Annotated in this window: 17 protein-coding genes and 1 pseudogene; 15 read left to right on the top strand and 3 right to left on the bottom strand. The window is 57.5% G+C overall.

The window, feature by feature from the left end; translation table 11 throughout:
• Window positions 1-104: 104 nt before the first annotated feature.
• The gene (gene ybfF / locus EH206_RS15600; protein WP_040343327.1) at window positions 105-872 is read right to left on the bottom strand and encodes an esterase; all 768 of its coding nucleotides are present in this window, start codon (window positions 870-872) and stop codon (window positions 105-107) included.
• Between the two features lie 220 nt (window positions 873-1,092).
• On the opposite strand from ybfF, the gene seqA reads away from it, so the two are divergent.
• A complete protein-coding gene (gene seqA / locus EH206_RS15595; protein WP_009113790.1) occupies window positions 1,093-1,623 on the top strand; it encodes a replication initiation negative regulator SeqA in 531 nt (176 codons plus the stop codon).
• Between the two features lie 28 nt (window positions 1,624-1,651).
• Window positions 1,652-3,295, top strand: coding sequence for a phosphoglucomutase (alpha-D-glucose-1,6-bisphosphate-dependent) (gene pgm / locus EH206_RS15590; RefSeq protein WP_009113789.1), 1,644 nt, complete (start codon window positions 1,652-1,654; stop codon window positions 3,293-3,295).
• Between the two features lie 32 nt (window positions 3,296-3,327).
• Here the strand turns inward: pgm and EH206_RS15585 are convergent, their stop codons facing one another.
• Window positions 3,328-3,756: an EamA family transporter gene (locus tag EH206_RS15585; RefSeq protein ID WP_009113788.1), complete on the bottom strand. Its 429-nt coding sequence runs from the start codon at window positions 3,754-3,756 to the stop codon at window positions 3,328-3,330.
• Between the two features lie 334 nt (window positions 3,757-4,090).
• Between EH206_RS15585 and EH206_RS15580 the strand changes: the two genes are divergently transcribed.
• The 8 genes and pseudogenes from EH206_RS15580 to nei all read left to right on the top strand — a co-directional run bounded on the left by EH206_RS15580 (window position 4,091) and on the right by nei (window position 10,331).
• Window positions 4,091-4,297, top strand: coding sequence for a YbfA family protein (locus EH206_RS15580; RefSeq protein ID WP_009113787.1), 207 nt, complete (start codon window positions 4,091-4,093; stop codon window positions 4,295-4,297).
• 284 nt (window positions 4,298-4,581) lie between these two features.
• Window positions 4,582-4,797, top strand: a pseudogene (locus tag EH206_RS15575) (2-thiouracil desulfurase family protein); the annotation flags it as partial.
• Between the two features lie 29 nt (window positions 4,798-4,826).
• A complete protein-coding gene (gene phrB, locus EH206_RS15570) occupies window positions 4,827-6,296 on the top strand; it encodes a deoxyribodipyrimidine photo-lyase (protein ID WP_009113785.1) in 1,470 nt (489 codons plus the stop codon).
• Window positions 6,286-7,029 (top strand): type 2 GTP cyclohydrolase I, encoded by a 744-nt coding sequence (locus EH206_RS15565; RefSeq protein ID WP_009113784.1) that lies wholly within the window; start codon window positions 6,286-6,288, stop codon window positions 7,027-7,029. Before phrB ends, EH206_RS15565 begins: the two co-directional genes overlap by 11 nt.
• A 153-nt stretch (window positions 7,030-7,182) precedes the next feature.
• Window positions 7,183-7,839 carry a 5-oxoprolinase subunit PxpB gene (pxpB, locus tag EH206_RS15560; RefSeq protein ID WP_040344005.1) on the top strand — a complete coding sequence of 219 codons (657 nt, stop codon included), beginning with the start codon at window positions 7,183-7,185 and terminating at the stop codon, window positions 7,837-7,839.
• Window positions 7,833-8,762, top strand: coding sequence for a 5-oxoprolinase subunit PxpC (gene pxpC, locus EH206_RS15555; protein ID WP_009113782.1), 930 nt, complete (start codon window positions 7,833-7,835; stop codon window positions 8,760-8,762). Before pxpB ends, pxpC begins: the two co-directional genes overlap by 7 nt.
• The gene (gene pxpA, locus EH206_RS15550) at window positions 8,752-9,486 is read left to right on the top strand and encodes a 5-oxoprolinase subunit PxpA (protein ID WP_009113781.1); all 735 of its coding nucleotides are present in this window, start codon (window positions 8,752-8,754) and stop codon (window positions 9,484-9,486) included. Before pxpC ends, pxpA begins: the two co-directional genes overlap by 11 nt.
• A 50-nt stretch (window positions 9,487-9,536) precedes the next feature.
• Window positions 9,537-10,331, top strand: a complete 795-nt coding sequence (gene nei, locus EH206_RS15545) for an endonuclease VIII (protein WP_009113780.1) — start codon at window positions 9,537-9,539, stop codon at window positions 10,329-10,331.
• 43 nt (window positions 10,332-10,374) lie between these two features.
• Here nei and EH206_RS15540 read toward each other — a convergent pair whose 3' ends face one another.
• Complete coding sequence (locus tag EH206_RS15540; RefSeq protein WP_009113779.1) at window positions 10,375-11,661, bottom strand: citrate synthase; 1,287 nt, start codon at window positions 11,659-11,661, stop codon at window positions 10,375-10,377.
• A gap of 646 nt (window positions 11,662-12,307) precedes the next feature.
• On the opposite strand from EH206_RS15540, the gene sdhC reads away from it, so the two are divergent.
• The 5 genes from sdhC (at window position 12,308) to sucA (ending at window position 18,613) form a co-directional block, all read left to right on the top strand.
• Complete coding sequence (sdhC, locus tag EH206_RS15535; protein ID WP_040343325.1) at window positions 12,308-12,697, top strand: succinate dehydrogenase cytochrome b556 subunit; 390 nt, start codon at window positions 12,308-12,310, stop codon at window positions 12,695-12,697.
• Window positions 12,691-13,041 (top strand): succinate dehydrogenase membrane anchor subunit, encoded by a 351-nt coding sequence (gene sdhD / locus EH206_RS15530; protein ID WP_009113777.1) that lies wholly within the window; start codon window positions 12,691-12,693, stop codon window positions 13,039-13,041. Before sdhC ends, sdhD begins: the two co-directional genes overlap by 7 nt.
• A complete protein-coding gene (gene sdhA / locus EH206_RS15525) occupies window positions 13,038-14,804 on the top strand; it encodes a succinate dehydrogenase flavoprotein subunit (protein WP_009113776.1) in 1,767 nt (588 codons plus the stop codon). The genes sdhD and sdhA overlap by 4 nt, the downstream gene beginning before the upstream one ends.
• A gap of 17 nt (window positions 14,805-14,821) precedes the next feature.
• Window positions 14,822-15,538, top strand: a complete 717-nt coding sequence (locus tag EH206_RS15520) for a succinate dehydrogenase iron-sulfur subunit (protein WP_009113775.1) — start codon at window positions 14,822-14,824, stop codon at window positions 15,536-15,538.
• A 267-nt stretch (window positions 15,539-15,805) separates the two neighbouring features.
• Window positions 15,806-18,613 carry a 2-oxoglutarate dehydrogenase E1 component gene (sucA, locus tag EH206_RS15515; RefSeq protein WP_009113774.1) on the top strand — a complete coding sequence of 936 codons (2,808 nt, stop codon included), beginning with the start codon at window positions 15,806-15,808 and terminating at the stop codon, window positions 18,611-18,613.
• Window positions 18,614-18,627 lie beyond the last annotated feature (14 nt).

Raw genomic sequence — 18,627 nt, 5'->3', positions numbered from 1 at the left:
GATGTGGTTACAATGCTTGTGGCTGAATCAGCCGTCCCTCTACTGCGGGCGCCATCATACCCCAGCCGTGCTGGCGGCGACAACGGTTAATCCGGGCATCCTGGCTATCCGGCGGCGAGAAAACGATGAATGGCGCGCAATACCGCCTCGGGTTTCTCCGCATGGACCCAGTGACCTGCGTCGCTTATCACATAGGCGCGGGCCGCGGGGAACTGGCGCAGCAGGGCGTCGCGATGAACGTCATCCAGATAGGGCGAGTTTGCGCCGCGAATAAACAGAATCGGCTCCGGCCAGGCGGGAACCTCCTGCCAGCCGACGATATTTTCGTATTGATCCCACAGCACCGGCACGTTAAAGCGCCATTCGCCCTGTTGGAATGATTTCAGCAGAAACTGAATCACCCCTTCTTCTTTAATAAACCGGCGCATCAGTTCGGCGGCGGCGGAACGCGATGCGGCGCCCGCCTCGGTGACGGCGTTGAGGGCGGCGAAAACGGCGTCGTGGCGGCGCGTCTGATAATCCATCGGGGCGATATCAATGGCCACCAGCTTTTCCAGCCGTTGCGGGATAAGGGCGCTGAGCGCCATGGCGACTTTGCCGCCCATCGAATGGCCGATAACAATCGCCCGCTCAATCTGCTGTTGGTCCATCAGCTCCGCCACGTCCTGCGCCATCGCCGGGTAGGTCATCTGCGGCGAACGCGGCGACAGGCCGTGATTGCGTAAATCCAGCTGCAGCACGTCGTGCTGATTTTGCAAATCTCGGCCCAGCACGCCAAGATTATCCAGATTGCCAAACAGGCCGTGTATCAGGATAACGGGCAGCCTGTCACTGGGATGAAGCGCATTTTTCCGGCGGTAATTCAATTTCATAATGAAGTTCATTCAGTAGAGATAGGCGCTTAGGGTATCATGACTTTACGACGTTATGTTGCCGGGGAAGAAGCAACTATGACCACTTTAACAGCAACAGGGGCGGCAAGGCATAATCCGAGTTTTTGCGTTGTCGTCGTTCTACCGCTGTTCGAGTGCGCCGGATAGCTTGTATACTTCTTGACGATTGATTTGAGTAAAAAAACAGTACTGGATAAAGATGAAAACTATTGAGGTCGACGAAGAGCTTTATCGTTATATCGCCAGCCATACGCAGCATATTGGTGAAAGCGCATCGGATATTTTACGCCGCATGCTGAAGTTTACCGCCGGTCAGTCCAGGGCGACGCAGTCGGAGGAGGGCGCGCGCAACGCGCAGCCGGCCGCGTCCCCGCGTCCGGGCGATCGGGTTCGGGCGGTGCGCGAGCTGCTGTTGTCGGATGAATACGCCGAACAGAACAAGGCGATCAACCGTTTTATGCTGGTATTGTCTACGCTGTATCTGTTATCGCCGCCGGAATTTGCGCAGGCGACGGAATCGCTTCATGGCCGTACGCGGGTTTATTTCGCCGGCGACCAGCAAACCCTGCTGCAGAATGGCACGCATACCAAACCCAAACATATTCCGGGTACGCCATACTGGGTTATCACCAATACCAACACCGACCGTAAACGCAGCATGATCGAACACATTATGCTGACGATGCAGTTCCCGGCGGAACTGACAGAGAAAGTTTGCGGAACCATCTAATCAATGACAGCGTCAGGGAGAAACGCCAATGGCTAATCACCCAAGAGCCGGACAGCCTACCCGGCAAAGCGATTTAATCAATGTGGCTCAGTTGACGTCACAATATTATGTTCTGCGTCCGGAAGTCGGAAATGCGGCGCATGCGGTGAAGTTTGGCACCTCAGGCCACCGCGGCAGCGCGGGGCGGCATAGTTTCAACGAAGCGCATATTCTGTCGATAGCGCAGGCCATTGCGGAAGAACGCAAAAAGCAGGGCGTCAGCGGCCCGTGCTATGTCGGCAAAGATACCCATGCGCTGTCCGAACCGGCTTTTATTTCGGTGCTGGAAGTGCTGGCGGCCAACGGCGTGGAGGTTATCGTCCAGCAGGACAATGGCTTTACCCCGACGCCCGCCGTCTCCAACGCCATTCTGGTGCATAACCGTCAGGGCGGCGCGCTGGCGGACGGCATTGTGATTACGCCGTCGCACAATCCGCCGGAAGACGGCGGTATTAAATACAATCCGCCCAACGGCGGCCCGGCGGATACCAACCTCACCAGCGTGATCGAACAGCGGGCGAACGCGCTGCTGGCGGATAATCTGCGGGAAGTGAAACGCATTACGCTGGATCAGGCCTGGAAAAGCGGCTATGTGCACCAACAGGATTTGGTGCAGCCCTACGTTGCAGGGCTGTCCGGCGTGGTGGATATGGCGGCGATTCAGCGCGCGGGCCTGAAACTGGGGGTCGATCCGCTGGGCGGTTCCGGTATTGCCTACTGGCAGCGCATCGCCGAGCATTACAAGCTGGATCTGACGCTGGTGAACGACGCCATCGATCAGACTTTCCGCTTTATGACGCTGGATCACGACGGGGTGATCCGTATGGACTGCTCGTCGGTATCGGCCATGGCCGGGCTGCTGGCGTTGCGCGATAAATTCGATCTGGCGTTCGCCAACGATCCCGACTACGACCGTCACGGCATCGTTACCCCGGCCGGCTTGATGAACCCCAATCACTATCTGGCGGTATCCATCGATTACCTGTTCCAGCATCGTCCGCAGTGGGGCGAATCGGTGGCCGTCGGTAAAACGCTGGTCTCCAGCGCGATGATCGATCGCGTCGTCGCGCAGCTGGGTCGAAAGCTGGTGGAAGTGCCGGTGGGCTTCAAATGGTTCGTTGACGGCCTGTTTGACGGCAGTTTCGGCTTCGGCGGCGAGGAGAGCGCGGGAGCATCGTTCCTGCGCTTTGACGGCACGCCGTGGTCGACGGACAAAGACGGTATCATTATGTGTCTGCTGGCGGCGGAAATTACCGCGGTGACGGGGAAAAATCCGCAGCAGCATTACGATGATCTGGCTAAACGTTTCGGCGCGCCCAGCTATAACCGTATCCAGGCTCCGGCGACCCAGGCGCAAAAAGCGGCGTTATCCCGCCTGTCGCCGGAACAGGTGTCGGCAGATACGCTGGCGGGCGATGCGATCACCGCGCGTCTGACGGCGGCGCCGGGCAACGGCGCGGCGATTGGCGGGCTGAAAGTGATGACCGATAACGGCTGGTTCGCCGCGCGTCCTTCCGGTACGGAAGAAGCCTATAAAATCTACTGCGAGAGTTTTCTCGGCGCGGAGCACCGGGCGCGCATCGAGAAGGAAGCGGTGGAGATTGTCGGCGCGGTGCTGGCTAACGCCAAGTAAGCGTGTATTTGGGCGCCGCGATGCGGCGCCTGTTATCCCAGCGCGACAAGCAGCGCGCCAACTGAAATCAACGCCACGCCTGCGCCGGCCAGCAGCGAAATCTTTTCCCCCAGCAACACCACGGCCAATACCACCGCAAACACCACGCTGAGTTTATCAATCGGCGCCACCTGGGCGACATTGCCGTTTTTGAGCGCCACAAAGTAAAACAGCCACGACATGGCGCCGGCCACGCCGCTGAGCAGAATAAACAACAGGGCCTTTTTATTGGCCATGACCTCGCCTACCAGTGCGACTTTTCCCTGCGCGACCACCACGCCGACCAGAAAAAGCGCCATCACCACGGCGCGGATGGCGGTTGCGGTATTGGCATCCAGATTTTGCAGGCCGATTTTGCCAAACAGGGCGACCAGCGCGGCGCACAGGGCGGAAAGCAGGGCGTAGATTAACCAGCTACTCATGATGAGAGTTTCCTGAATAAACGGAAATGGAAAGGTAATAGTGAAACGAGCCAGGCAGCCATGTTACGCCGAGAGGCGGCGGATAACCAGAAAGCGCACCATCGCTGCGTAATAAGTCCTTTCTCTTTAACAAACTGAATATTTATTGTTAACCAACCCATAACCTAATGACATAACAGAGAAAAAACCGGCGATTATTTGATCTTTTTCTGGTCCGATGAGTAGTAAACTTGCGCTATAAACGGTAAAGTTTTAACCAATTCCCCATATGGGTTTTATCGTTAATGTGAGTAACCAACTGGCAAGGGGAACTCGCCTTTAGAGGAGGATCGTTATGTCACTCTACACTGCTTATCCCTTATATCGCATTGTACTGCGCCGTATTGCCGTGGTAATCATCGGCGTCGCCGCCTTACCGGTGATGCTGTTTCGCCGCGATCGGGCGCGTTTTTACAGCTATCTGCACCGTGTCTGGCTGAAAACCAGCGACAAGCCGGTGTGGCTGGCGCAATCGGAAAACGCGGCGTGCGATTTCTATTGATTTTATCGCAGTAAATATCTCTTTTCTTGGACTATGCCGTTCATATACCCATTGCCGTTCACATACGCATAGTGGGTGAACGGCATTTTTTATCCTGCAACCGGTAGACCCTTTTTATCAAGCTCCTGCATTTGATCTTTCCCTAAGTCCCTCGCGGCGAATCCAGATGGCAAATTTTCGCGCCAATCTCATGATTTCTTACCTTATTCTTCCTCTCGTTTACCCTGAGTGGTGGTGGGATCGGCTATGCTGATAACAGTGGATGATTTTTATGAGGTTAAAGCATGGCGTTCGGTCAGATCCCGGTTGGCATCAGCGCCTGCCTGCTCGGCAATCCGGTACGCTTTGACGGCGGCCACAAACGTCTGGCGTTTGCGGTTGAGCAGTTGGCGCCTTATTTCCATTTTGATCCGCCGTGTCCGGACATGGCGGTGGGATTACCGGTGCTGCGTCCGGCGTTGCGGCTGATAAAAGACGCGCAGGGAAACATTACGCTACGACCACTAACCGGCAGCCAGAGGATTGATTTATGACCACGCATTTGGTTTGGCTGCGTAATGATTTACGCATAACGGATAATCCGGCGCTGCATGCCGCCTGCCAGGATGCGCAGGCGCGGGTTTTGGCCCTGTTTATCGCCACGCCGCAGCAGTGGCGGCAGCACGATATGGCGCCGCGGCAGGCGGCTTTTCTGCTGGCGCATCTACACGCGCTGCAGCAGGCGTTAGCCGAAAAAGGGATTGCGCTTTATTACCATGAATGCGCCGATTTTGCCGCCGCGGCGCACTGGCTGCCGGATTTTTGTCAGCAGCACGCCGTTACCCATCTGTTCTATAACCGGCAGTATGAAATCAACGAACGCCGGCGCGACGGCCAGGCGGAGGCGCTGCTGGCCGGGCGCGTCGAGTGCCGGGGATTTGATGGCGGCCTGCTGTTGCCGCCGGGTAGCGTGCTGACCGCCAAGGGCGAGATGTACAAGGTCTTTACGCCATTTCGTCAGGCCTTTATTCAACGTCTGCTGGAAGCGGATACCGGCAGCGTGCCGGCGCCGGAACAGCGGCGCGGCGGGGCGGTTGCCGTCACTACGGCGCTAACGCCGTTCAGTTATCCGCAGCAGGACATCGATGGCGACTTTCCCGTCGGGGAGACGGCGGCTCTGCATCAACTGCGGCGGTTCTGCCGCGAACAGGTGCAGGATTATCCACGCCAGCGGGATTTACCCGCGCTGGCAGGCACCAGCAAACTCTCGCCCTACCTGGCGTTGGGCGTGCTGTCGCCGCGCCAGTGCTTCAACCGGCTGCGCGCCGAATGCCCCGCTATGCTGGAACGGCGCGAAAGCGGGGCATTCAGTTGGTTCAATGAGCTGGTCTGGCGCGAGTTTTATCATCATCTGCTGGTGTTCTGGCCGGATTTGTGCCGGCATAAGCCGTTTACCGACTGGACGAGGCGGGTGCAATGGCGGCAGTCGCCGGATTTCCTGGCGGCGTGGCAGCAGGGCAAAACCGGCTATCCGATAGTGGATGCGGCGATGCGGCAGTTGAACCAGACCGGCTGGATGCACAACCGCCTGCGGATGATTTGCGCCAGTTTTTTAGTAAAGGATTTACTTATCGACTGGCGCCAGGGGGAGCGCTATTTTATGTCGCAGCTGCTGGATGGCAGCCTGGCGGCGAATAACGGCGGCTGGCAGTGGGCGGCCTCCACCGGAACGGATGCGGCGCCCTATTTTCGTATTTTCAATCCGACCACCCAGGGCGAGCGTTTTGATCCGCAGGGAACTTTTATCCGCCGCTGGTTGCCGGAATTGGCGGAGGTGGCGGATAAAGATATTCACCAGCCGCATCGATGGGCCGACCGCCAGCGGCGCGAGTTGCACTACCCGCTGCCGATTGTCGATCATCAACAGGCGCGACGGCAGACGCTGGCGGCCTTTGAAGCGGCGAAGCGGACGGCAATGACCGATAACGAGAAGGCAGAGAAGGGAACGTATGCGCAATAGCGAGTTGGAACAACTGATTAACCGGGAGCTTAACGTCGAGGAGTTTCAGGACTACGCCCCGAATGGCCTGCAGGTGGAAGGGCGCGCGGACGTGCGGCGCATCATCACCGGGGTGACGGCCTCGCAGGCGTTGCTGGACGCCGCCGTTGAGCATCAGGCCGATGCCGTGCTGGTCCATCACGGCTATTTCTGGAAAAACGAATCGCCGATTGTCAGCGGCATGAAGCGTAATCGGCTGAAAACCCTGCTGGTCAACGACATTAACCTCTATGGCTACCATTTGCCGCTGGACGCGCACCCGCGGTTGGGCAACAACGCCCAACTGGCTGATTTACTGGAGATCAAGGTGCTGGGCGCCATTGGGCCGCTGCTGCCGTACGGCGAATTGACCCAGGCGCTGAGCGGCGATGCGCTGTGCCGTCGCCTGGAAAACCGTTTGGGGCGTTCGGTGCTGCATTGTGGGGATAATGCACCGCAACGGATACAGCGGCTGGCATGGTGTACGGGCGGAGGGCAGGGTTTTATCGAGCAGGCGGCCGGATTTGGCGTCGATGCGTTTATTACCGGCGAAGTGTCGGAACAGACGATCCATATTGCCCGTGAAACGGGGCTGCATTTTTATGCCGCCGGGCATCACGCCACGGAGCGGGGCGGTATCCGCGCGCTGGGGGAGTGGCTGGCCCGACGGCATGGGTTTGACGTAACCTTTATCGATATTTCCAACCCGGCCTGACGGTCGGCGCTTTTTTATTGCTTATTTTTTTATTGCTTATTAACGGCATGCATCAAAAAACGATAAAAAGAAGCATAAATAGGCATTTCGGTATCGTTCTTGCTTTCCCCATAATAAACAGGAAAAGCGCATAACGTGACGCAGGAGAAAATATTGCAACGGGCACGATGTTATCTGCTGGGCGAGAGTACCGTGGTTCTGGAGCTGGAGCCGCCAATGACGCTGCAAAGCCAGCAGCGCATCTGGGGGCTGGCGCAGCGTTTGAATCACCACGAAGCGGTGCGGGAAGCGATTCCCGGCATGAATAACCTGACGGTGTTGCTGGAAGACCCGCAACAGGCGGCGCTGGACGCCATTGAACGTTTGCAGCGCTGGTGGGAAGAGAGCGAGTCGCTGGCATTCGATCCCCGGGACGTTGATATCCCGGTGGTTTATGGCGGCGAGTCGGGGCCGGATTTGGAACTGGTCGCCCATCATTGCGGCCTGACGGAAAAACAGGTGGTGGAAGCCCATGCGTCCGCCGGCTATATCGTCTATTTTCTTGGCTTTCAGCCCGGGTTTGCCTATCTGGGCGGGCTGGATGAAAAATTGCATGTTCCGCGCCGGGCCGAACCTCGCCTGCGGGTGGCCGCCGGTTCGGTCGGCATCGGCGGCGCGCAAACCGGGATCTACCCGTTATCCACGCCGGGCGGCTGGCAACTGATCGGCCGCACCTCGCTGGCCTTGTTCAATCCGCTGAAGATGCCGCCGACCTTGCTGCGTCCAGGAGACAATGTGCGGTTTGTGCCCCGGCGGGAGGGCGTATGCTGAAAATTATCCGCGCCGGCTTGCATACCTCGGTGCAGGATACCGGGCGTTTCGGCTTTCGCCGTCTGGGCATAAGCCAGTCCGGCGCGCTGGATATTCCCGCGCTGAAGCTGGCCAATCTGCTGGTGGGCAACGCGGAAAATGCCGGCGCGCTGGAGATTACGCTGGGCAAATTTGTCGCTACCTTTACTTCGCCCTGCTGGGTGGCGCTGACCGGGGCCGACTGCCATGCCGATCTGGACGATAAACCGTTGTGGACCGGCTGGCGTTTTGCGGTAAAAGCCGGACAAACGTTAAAAATGCATTTGCCGCGTTACGGTATGCGCAGCTATCTGGCGTTCTCCGGCGGCGTTGACGTGCCTGAGGCGCTGGGATCGCGCAGCACCGATTTGAAAGCGGGTTTTGGCGGATTTGCCGGGCGCTTGCTGGCGGATGGCGATGAGCTGCCGCTGGGCGCCGCCGCCCGATTGCCAACCAGGGAGACCGGAGTTAAACAGCTGCTGTTCGGCAACCGCGTTCGGGCTTTGCCGGGGCCGGAATATCAGGAGTTCAGCGAAAATGCGCGGGAGGCTTTCTGGCGCACCCCCTGGCACCTGAGTCCGCAAAGCAATCGGATGGGGTATCGGCTGCAGGGGCCGGAATTGCAACGGACCACGCAGCGTGAAATGCCGTCGCACGGTTTGCTGCCGGGAGTGGTGCAGGTGCCGCATAACGGCCGGCCGATTGTGCTGTTGGCCGATGCGCAGACCACCGGCGGCTATCCGCGTATTGCCTGCGTGATCGAGGCCGATCTCTATCAGATGGCGCAAATCCGCCTGGGCGAACCGGTGCATTTTATCCGTTGTACCTTGGCGGAGGCCCAGCAGGCGGCGGAGCAACAGCGGCGCTATCTGCAACAACTGGCGTGGAGGCTGCATGATTATTGATTTGAACGCCGACCTGGGGGAAGGCGGCGAGAATGATGAAGCGTTGTTGAAGTTGATCAGTTCGGCCAATATTGCCTGTGGATTTCATGCGGGAGACGCCCAGACCATGCGGCAGTCGGTGCGCTGGGGGATTAACTATGGCGTGGCGCTCGGCGCGCACCCGAGCTTTCCCGACCGTGAAAATTTCGGCCGCAAAGAGATGCACCTGCCCGCGGAGACGGTTTTTGCCCAGGTGGTTTATCAGATCGGCGCCTTGGCGGCGATAGCGGCCGCGGAAGGGGGAGAGCTGGTTCACGTCAAGCCGCACGGCATGCTCTATAATCAGGCCGCCCGGGAGCCGGCGCTGGCGGACGCCGTCGCCCGCGCGGTGAAAGCGGTTAATCCGGCCTTGCGCCTGGTGGGGCTGGCCGGCAGCGAGTTGATTCGGGCCGGGCAGCGTGTGGGGCTGGCGACCCGGCAGGAAGTATTTGCCGACAGGTGTTATCTGCCGGACGGTTCTCTGGTGCCGCGCAAACAGTCCGGCGCGCTGATCGGCAGCGACGATCTGGCGCTGGCGCAAACGCTGGAAATGATCCAGCGTCAGCGCGTGCGCGCCAGCGATGGTTCCTGGGTCAGCGTACGGGCGGATACCGTTTGCGTGCACGGCGATGGTCAACATGCGTTGATGCTGGCCCGCAAGCTGCGTAACTGCTTCTCGCAGCATCAGATAAACGTGGCGGCGTAAAAGGGTTTCATCAGCGTTAAATCGCCGGATTATTTTGTTATGGAGCAGCGATGCCGGAAGGACCAGAAATCCGCCGGGCGGCAGACCAACTGGCCGCCGCGGTGCTGGGTAACACGTTGGAGCGCGTTTGGTTCGCTTTCCCGCGGTTGAAGCCGTATGCAACGGAGCTGATCGGCCGGCGCATTGAGCGGATCGCGACGCATGGCAAAGCCCTGTTAACCTATTTCAGCAATGGATTGGTTCTCTATAGTCATAACCAGCTTTATGGCGTCTGGCGGGTGGTCAAGGCCGGGGAATCGCCGCCGCAAACCGGGCGCGATCTGCGCGTGCGGCTGGAAACGGCGGATGCCGCCATTCTGCTGTATAGCGCCTCCGATATTGCCATGCTGAGCGCGGAAACGGTGGCGTCGCACCCTTTTCTGCAACGTATCGGCCCCGATGTGCTCGACCAGACGCTGACGGAGGAAGCGGTGCGCGAGCGGTTACTCTCTGCGCGCTTCCGGCGCCGGCGCTTCAGCGGCTTGCTGCTTGATCAGACGTTTCTGGCCGGGCTGGGGAATTACCTCAGAGCCGAGATTCTCTGGCACGCCGGCCTGGCGCCGCAGCATAGCGCCGAGCAGTTGGATGCCGAACGGTTGCAACGCCTGAGCCAGGCGTTGATCGCTATTCCCCGTTTGTCCTACAGCACGCGTGGAGGGGGGAATGAAAACCGCCATCACGGCGCGATTTTCGCGTTCAAGGTGTTCCATCGCGAGGGCGAGGCGTGCGAGCGGTGCGGCCATCGTATCGAGAGAACCGTTCTCTCTTCACGTCCGTTCTTCTGGTGTCCGCACTGTCAAAATTAAAAAGGCCGGGATCTCCGGCCTTCGCGCTACCAGACTAAACCGCTCAATCTTTCGGCAGGTTGGATTTAAAGTCGCGTTTATTGTAGCCGGTGTACAGCTGACGCGGGCGGGCGATCTTGATGCCGTCTTCGTGCATTTCATTCCAGTGGGCAATCCAGCCGACCGTGCGCGCCATGGCGAAGATGACCGTGAACATGGAGGACGGAATGCCCATCGCTTTCAGGATAATGCCCGAATAGAAATCGACGTTCGGATACAGTTTCTTCTCAATAAAGTACGGGTCGTTCAGGGCGATGTTTTCCAGCTCCATGGCCACTTCCAGCAAATCATCTTTGCGGCCCAGTTCCCTCAGCACTTCGTGGCAGGTTTCACGCATCACGGTGGCGCGCGGGTCATAGTTTTTATACACCCGGTGGCCGAATCCCATCAGGCGGAACGAATCGTTCTTGTCCTTGGCGCGTTTGACAAAGGCCGGAATATGTTCAACGGAGCTGATCTCTTCCAGCATGCGTAAACAGGCTTCGTTGGCGCCGCCGTGCGCGGGGCCCCATAGCGACGCGATCCCCGCGGCGATACAGGCGAACGGATTGGCGCCGGAAGAGCCGGCGGTGCGCACGGTTGACGTCGAGGCATTCTGCTCATGGTCGGCGTGCAGGATCAGAATGCGATCCATCGCCCGTTCCAGCACCGGGTTTACCACATATTCCTCGCAGGGCGTGGAGAACATCATATGCAGGAAGTTGCCGGCGTAAGAGAGGTTGTTTCTCGGATAAACAAAGGGTTGGCCCAATGAATACTTGTAACACATCGCAGCGACGGTCGGCATTTTGGACAGCAGACGGTAAGCGGCGATTTCACGATGGCGTTCGATGCTGATATCCAGCGAGTCGTGGTAGAAGGCCGCCAGCGCGCCGGTTACGCCGCACAGCACCGCCATGGGGTGCGAGTCACGGCGGAAGCCGTGGAACAGACGGGTGATCTGTTCATGGATCATGGTATGGCGGGTGACGGTGGTTTTAAAGGTCTCGTATTGCTCCGGTGTCGGCGCTTCACCGAACAGCAGGATATAACACACTTCAAGATAGTTGGATTTTTCCGCCAACTGGGCAATCGGGTAGCCGCGGTGCAATAAAATGCCTTCCTCACCGTCGATATAGGTGATTTTGGATTCGCAGGATGCCGTTGAAGTAAAGCCGGGATCGAAGGTAAATAACCCTTTGGAACCGAGGGTGCGGATATCTATTTCATCATATCCCAGCGTGCCGGAGAGAACGTTCAGTTCAATCGGGTCTTTACCATCTAGAGTAAGCGTTGCTTTTTTATCAGCCATTTACAGTCTCCTTAGCGCTTTAATTTTAAAATTTTCCACCGAAGAAATACCGTCATGCCTGTACACCGGATCAATAACCAACCAGCGAAACTCTGTTCTGTCGCGACAGCGTCGTCCGTAGGGGACAGAGTCGGGCTATGGCGAGCAGCCAGCCACATTCAGGATGAAAACATCGTTCTCCAGATAATTAACCATTCTCTGAACTAATCATAGCCAGTAGTGCTAACTTTTACGTGGCTTCTCTTATCCCCACTTTTACATAAGTTCTGCCTGTGGGAAAGAATAACCGCTGGGCGTTACTACATCATAGGGAGTTTAGCGCGCTAGTTGTAATTTAAATGTTGAAATTTTGTCAAACTAGATGGTTGTATTTGTATAAATTGTGAAATTCGTGATGAGAATCACTATTCAGGGGAAATGTCACCAAACAATTTGTATGGGATTTGTAATAGGAATGTGAAGTACCTATACTTCGGGCAGGTCTCCGGAATCCCCTGTCGTAGGAGCCACCCAGTATGAATGATGCGCAGTTAGACACCGGAATGTCGATGTTTGAGCGCGTAGCGTCAATCCGCTTCCAGGTTTGCGACATTTATGCTGTCTGACCTCATTCAGGTCCGGAGGAAGATACAATAATAAAAGCTGTGTGGGCATATTCGTGAAAAAACAAAGACCTGTTAATTTGGATCTGCAGACGATCCAGTTTCCCGTTACTGCGATAGCATCCATTCTTCACCGCGTCTCCGGCGTTATCACCTTTGTTGCTGTCGGTATCCTGCTGTGGCTGTTGGGACTCTCCCTTTCTTCCGCGGAGGGCTTCCTGCGGGCGGCGGAATTGCTGGATAACTTTATCGTCAAATTTGTCGTTTGGGGCATCCTTACCGCGCTGGCTTACCATATTGTCGGCGGTCTGCGTCATCTAATGATGGATTTGGGCTATATAGAAGAGGACCTTGTTGCCGGCACACGTTCGGCGAAGATCTCTTTTGTCATCACCGTCGCGCTTTCACTTCTGGCTGGAGTCCTCGTATGGTAAGCAATGCTTCTGCATTAGGACGCAATGGCGTACAGGACTGGTTACTGATTCGCGCTTCCGCCTTCGTCATTGTGCTGTATGTGATTTATCTGCTTGGCTTTGTTATCGCCGTCGACGACATCACCTACCCTGTGTGGCGGGATTTTTTCGCTATGGCTCTCACCAAGGTATTCACCCTGCTTACGTTATTTTCCATCCTGGTGCATGCATGGATAGGGATGTGGCAGGTGCTGACCGACTACATTAAACCGCTGGCCCTGCGCCTGACTTTACAGTTGGCGATTGTGGTGGCGCTGTTGGTGTACGTCATTTATGGAACCATTGTGGTGTGGGGGGCGCAATGAATTTGCCAGTCAGAGAGTTTGATGCCGTTGTGGTCGGCGCCGGCGGCGCGGGTATGCGCGCCGCGCTGCAAATATCCCAGATGGGCCTCTCCTGCGCCCTGTTATCCAAAGTCTTTCCAACCCGTTCCCATACCGTGTCCGCGCAGGGAGGCATCACCGTCGCGCTGGGCAATACCCATGAAGACAACTGGGAATGGCATATGTATGACACCGTGAAAGGTTCCGACTATATCGGCGATCAGGACGCGATCGAATATATGTGCAAAACCGGCCCGGAAGCGGTGCTGGAGCTGGAACATATGGGACTGCCGTTTTCCCGTCTGGACGACGGCAAAATCTATCAGCGCCCGTTCGGCGGGCAATCCAGGAATTTCGGCGGCGAACAGGCGGCCCGAACCGCGGCGGCGGCCGACCGCACCGGCCACGCCCTGCTGCATACGCTATACCAGCAGAATCTGAAAAATCACACCACCATCTTTTCCGAATGGTACGCGCTCGATCTGGTGAAAAATCAGGACGGCGCGGTGGTGGGATGCACCGCCATCTGTATCGAAAGCGGCGAAGTGGTCTATTTCAAAGCGCGCGCCACCATACTGGCCACCGGCGGCGCGGGGCGAATTTATCAGTCCACCACCAATGCGCACATTAATACCGGCGACGGCGTCGGCATGGCGTTACGCGCCGGCGTGCCGGTGCAGGACATGGAAATGTGGCAGTTCCATCCAACGGGGATCGCCGGCGCCGGGGTGCTGGTGACCGAAGGTTGTCGCGGCGAAGGGGGCTACCTGCTGAATAAGCATGGCGAACGCTTTATGGAACGCTATGCGCCGAACGCCAAAGATCTGGCCGGCCGCGACGTGGTGGCCCGTTCGATTATGATTGAAATCCGCGAAGGGCGCGGTTGTGAAGGACCGTGGGGGCCGCATGCCAAGCTGAAGCTGGACCACCTGGGTAAAGAGGTGCTGGAATCCCGCCTGCCGGGCATTCTTGAGCTGTCCCGCACCTTTGCCCACGTCGATCCGGTGAAAGAACCGATCCCGGTTATTCCCACCTGTCACTACATGATGGGCGGCATCCCGACCAAAGTCAGCGGCCAGGCGCTGACGGTAAACGAAAAAGGGGAAGATGTGCCGATCCCCGGTCTGTTCGCCGTGGGGGAGATCGCTTGCGTCTCGGTGCATGGCGCCAACCGCCTCGGCGGTAACTCGCTGCTCGATCTGGTGGTGTTCGGCCGGGCGGCGGGAATGCATTTGCATGAGTCTCTGGATGAGCAGGGCGCAAGCCGCGATGCCAGCGAGTCGGATATTGAAGCCTCCCTCGAACGTCTTAACCGCTGGAACAACAGCGCTTCGGGCGAAGATCCGGTGGAAATCCGCAAGGCGCTGCAATCCTGCATGCAGCATAACTTCTCGGTATTCCGCGAAGGAGACGCCATGGCGAAAGGCCTGGAAGAGCTGGAAACGATCCGCGAGCGGCTGAAAAATGCCCGGCTGGACGATAATTCCACCGAATTCAATACTCAGCGCGTTGAATGTCTGGAGCTGGATAACCTGATGGAAACCGCGTATGCCACGGCGGTTTCCGCCAATTTCCGCACCGAAAGCCGCGGGGCGCACAGCCGTTTCGACTATCCCGATCGTGATGATGAAAACTGGTTATGTCATTCGTTGTATCTGCCGCAAACCGATAGCATGACGCGCCGTGCGGTGAACATGCAGCCTAAACTGCGCCCGGCCTTTCCGCCGAAAGTGCGTACCTATTAATTGCGGGGGATTGATTGATGAAACTAGAATTTTCTATTTATCGTTATAACCCGGACGTTGATGATGCGCCGCGGATGCAGGACTACCGGTTGGAAGCGGAAGAGGGGCGTGACATGATGCTGCTGGACGCGCTGATTCTGCTGAAGGAACAGGATCCGACGCTGTCGTTCCGCCGTTCATGCCGCGAGGGCGTTTGCGGCTCGGACGGTGTTAATATGAACGGTAAAAACGGGCTGGCCTGCATCACGCCGATTTCGGCGCTGCGGCGCGGAAACCATAAAATCGTCGTCCGCCCGCTGCCCGGATTGCCGGTGGTGCGTGATTTGGTGGTGGACATGGGGCAATTCTATGCCCAATATGAGAAAATAAAGCCTTACCTGTTGAATAATGGGAGAAATCCTCCGGCGCGCGAGCATTTGCAGTCGCCGGAGCAGCGCGCGAAACTGGATGGCTTATATGAATGCATCATGTGCGCCTGTTGTTCAACCTCTTGTCCGTCGTTCTGGTGGAACCCGGACAAGTTCGTCGGGCCGGCGGGCCTGCTGGCCGCGTACCGCTTTCTGATCGACAGTCGCGATACGGAAACCCAGCCCAGACTGGAGAATCTGGACGATGCTTTCAGCGTATTCCGCTGTCACAGCATTATGAATTGCGTCAGTGTTTGTCCGAAAGGGCTTAACCCGACGCGGGCGATCGGCCACATTAAGTCCATGCTGTTGCAGCGTAGCGCGTAACCAGCGCGTTGTTTAATTAGCGGATTGTTTAATTAGCGGATTGTTGCGGATATCATCCCCCGCGGCGGATGCGGCGGGGGATGACAGGAAACCTTTAAAAACGGGCTCAGACGCCAGAACCGGTTTTTAAAGGTTCCTTAACGGGTAATGGATTCCCCGCCGGTACTGACTTACGGCAAGTGAACCCTTTACGGTAACCGATTTTATACGACACGATGACATGTTAACCACGGCGAAAACTGAAGCTTATTAGCTTAAGGGATCATGATGCAGAACGGCGCAATGAAGGCCTGGCTGGATTCCTCCTATCTGGCGGGCGCGAACCAGTCCTACATAGAGCAGCTCTATGAAGATTTTTTAACCGACCCGGATTCCATCGATCTCAGCTGGCGATCGATTTTCCAGCAGTTGCCTACGGCTGGGATTAAACCGGATCAACTCCACTCCAAAACCCGTGAATATTTTCGCCGCCTGGCGAAAGAGTCTTCACGCCATACCTCATCGATTACCGACCCTGACAGCGATGCGAAGCAGGTCAAGGTGTTGCAGCTTATCAACGCCTTCCGTTTTCGCGGCCACCAGCAGGCTAATCTCGATCCCTTGAATTTGCGCCCCCAGATTCCGGTGCCCGAACTGGATCTCGATTACCACAATCTAACGCAGGATGATTTGCAGGAAACCTTTAACGTGGGGTCGTTCGCCATCGGCAAGGACACCATGCAGCTGGGCGAACTGTATCAGGCGCTGAAACAGACCTACTGCGGGCCGATCGGCGCGGAGTATATGCACATCACCAATACGGAAGAAAAACGCTGGATCCAGCACCGTATCGAGTCGGTGGTGGGCCAGCCCTCGTTCAGCGCCGAAGAGAAAAGGTGTTTCCTGAAGGAGCTGACCGCGGCGGAAGGCCTGGAACGTTACCTCGGCGCCAAGTTCCCCGGCGCCAAGCGCTTCTCGCTGGAAGGGGGCGACGCCCTGGTGCCGATGCTGAAAGAGATGGTCCGTCATGCGGGCAAAAACGGCACGCGCGAAGTGGTTCTCGGCATGGCGCACCGCGGCCGCCTGAACGTGCTGGTCAACGTGGTGGGGAAAAAACCGCAGGATTTGTTTGATGAATTCTCCGGCAAGCATAAAGAGCACCTGGGCACCGGCGATGTGAAATACCATCAGGGATTCTCCTCCGATCTGGAAACGGAGGGCGGGCTGGTGCATCTGGCGCTGGCGTTCAACCCTTCCCATCTGGAGATCGTCAGCCCGGTGGTGACCGGTTCGGTGCGCGCCCGTCTCGACCGGCTGGATAATCCGGTTGATACGCTGGTGCTGCCGGTGACCATTCATGGCGATGCGGCCATAAGCGGGCAGGGCGTGGTGCAGGAAACGCTGAACATGTCCAAGGTGCGCGGTTATGAGGTCGGCGGCACGCTGCGTATCGTCATCAACAACCGTATCGGTTTCACCACCTCGAACCTGCTGGATATTCGCTCCACGGAATACTGCACCGATATCGGCAAAATGGTGCAGGCGCCCATTTTCCACGTTAATTCGGACGATCCGGAAGCGGTGGCTTTCGTTACCCGTCTGGCGCTGGATTTCCGCAACACCTTTAAGCGCGATGTGTTTATCGACCTGATCTGCTACCGCCGGCACGGTCATAACGAGGCGGACGAACCCAGCGCCACCCAGCCGATGATGTACCAGAAAATCAAAAAACATCCGACGCCGCGCAAAGTGTATGCGGACCGTCTGGAACAGCAGCAGGTGGTCACGCTGGAAGACGCCACCGAGCTGATCAACCTGTATCGGGATGCCCTGGACGGCGGCGACTGCGTGGTGGAAGAGTGGCGCGAGATGGACATGCAGTCCTTCACCTGGTCGCCCTATCTGAACCACGAGTGGGACGAACCCTATCCCAGCAAGGTCGAGATGAAGCGTTTGCAGGAGCTGGCCAAGCGCATCAGCCAGATCCCGGAGGCGATAGAAATGCAGCCGCGGGTCGCCAAGGTGTATCACGACCGGGCGGAGATGGCGAACGGCAATAAGCCGTTTGACTGGGGCGCGGCGGAAATGCTGTCGTACGCCACACTGGTTGACGAGGGGATTTCGATACGCCTGTCGGGTGAAGACACCGGCCGCGGCACCTTCTTCCATCGCCATGCTGTGGTGCATAATCAGAAAAACGGTTCCGGCTATACGCCTCTGGAGCATGTGCATAACGCGCAGGGAACGTTCAACGTCTGGGACTCGGTGCTCTCCGAAGAGGCGGTGCTGGCCTTTGAATACGGCTATGCCACGGCGGAACCGCGCACCCTGACCATCTGGGAAGCGCAGTTTGGCGACTTCGCCAACGGCGCGCAGGTGGTTATCGACCAGTTCATCAGCTCCGGCGAACAAAAGTGGGGACGGATGTGCGGGCTGGTGATGCTGCTGCCGCACGGCTATGAAGGGCAGGGGCCGGAACACTCCTCGGCCAGGCTCGAACGCTACCTGCAGCTGTGCGCCGAACAGAATATGCAGGTGTGCATCCCTTCCACGCCGGCCCAGGTGTATCACATGCTGCGTCGTCAGGCGCTGCGCGGCATGCGTCGTCCGCTGATCGTCATGTCGCCGAAATCGCTGTTGCGTCATCCGCTGGCGATCTCCTCGCTGGAAGATCTGGCCGACGGTCATTTCCAGCCGGCGATTGGCGAAGTCGACGATCTCGATCCCAAAGCGGTCAAACGCGTCGTGCTCTGTTCAGGCAAGGTTTATTATGATCTGGTAGAGCAGCGGCGCAAAAACGATCAAAAAGATGTGGCTGTGGTGCGTATCGAGCAGCTTTATCCCTTCCCGCACCAGGCTGTGCAGGCGGCGCTGGAGCCATTCTCCCAGGTGCACGATTTCGTGTGGTGTCAGGAAGAGCCACTGAATCAAGGAGCCTGGTATTGCAGCCAGCATCATTTCCGTGAAGTTATTCCGTTTGGGGCTTCTTTACGTTACGCCGGACGTCCAGCTTCCGCCTCACCCGCGGTGGGCTATTTTTCCGTACACCAGAAACAGCAGCAAGATCTGGTTAATGACGCGCTGAACGTTGATTAAATAAAAGGATAGAT

It is taken from the genome of Brenneria nigrifluens DSM 30175 = ATCC 13028, from assembly GCF_005484965.1.
GTDB classification, from domain to species: Bacteria; Pseudomonadota; Gammaproteobacteria; order Enterobacterales; family Enterobacteriaceae; genus Brenneria; species Brenneria nigrifluens.
The sequence above is the reverse complement of the archived record's forward strand: the minus strand, read 5'-3'. Positions and strand labels throughout refer to the sequence as shown.

Coding starts and splice junctions, on each gene's coding strand:
- ybfF (WP_040343327.1), bottom strand. CDS start 872: ATGAAATTGAATTACCGCCGGAAAAATGCGCTTCATCCCAGTGACAGG.
- seqA (WP_009113790.1), top strand. CDS start 1,093: ATGAAAACTATTGAGGTCGACGAAGAGCTTTATCGTTATATCGCCAGC.
- pgm (WP_009113789.1), top strand. CDS start 1,652: ATGGCTAATCACCCAAGAGCCGGACAGCCTACCCGGCAAAGCGATTTA.
- EH206_RS15585 (WP_009113788.1), bottom strand. CDS start 3,756: ATGAGTAGCTGGTTAATCTACGCCCTGCTTTCCGCCCTGTGCGCCGCG.
- EH206_RS15580 (WP_009113787.1), top strand. CDS start 4,091: ATGTCACTCTACACTGCTTATCCCTTATATCGCATTGTACTGCGCCGT.
- phrB (WP_009113785.1), top strand. CDS start 4,827: ATGACCACGCATTTGGTTTGGCTGCGTAATGATTTACGCATAACGGAT.
- EH206_RS15565 (WP_009113784.1), top strand. CDS start 6,286: ATGCGCAATAGCGAGTTGGAACAACTGATTAACCGGGAGCTTAACGTC.
- pxpC (WP_009113782.1), top strand. CDS start 7,833: ATGCTGAAAATTATCCGCGCCGGCTTGCATACCTCGGTGCAGGATACC.
- pxpA (WP_009113781.1), top strand. CDS start 8,752: ATGATTATTGATTTGAACGCCGACCTGGGGGAAGGCGGCGAGAATGAT.
- nei (WP_009113780.1), top strand. CDS start 9,537: ATGCCGGAAGGACCAGAAATCCGCCGGGCGGCAGACCAACTGGCCGCC.
- EH206_RS15540 (WP_009113779.1), bottom strand. CDS start 11,661: ATGGCTGATAAAAAAGCAACGCTTACTCTAGATGGTAAAGACCCGATT.
- sdhD (WP_009113777.1), top strand. CDS start 12,691: ATGGTAAGCAATGCTTCTGCATTAGGACGCAATGGCGTACAGGACTGG.
- sdhA (WP_009113776.1), top strand. CDS start 13,038: ATGAATTTGCCAGTCAGAGAGTTTGATGCCGTTGTGGTCGGCGCCGGC.
- EH206_RS15520 (WP_009113775.1), top strand. CDS start 14,822: ATGAAACTAGAATTTTCTATTTATCGTTATAACCCGGACGTTGATGAT.
- sucA (WP_009113774.1), top strand. CDS start 15,806: ATGCAGAACGGCGCAATGAAGGCCTGGCTGGATTCCTCCTATCTGGCG.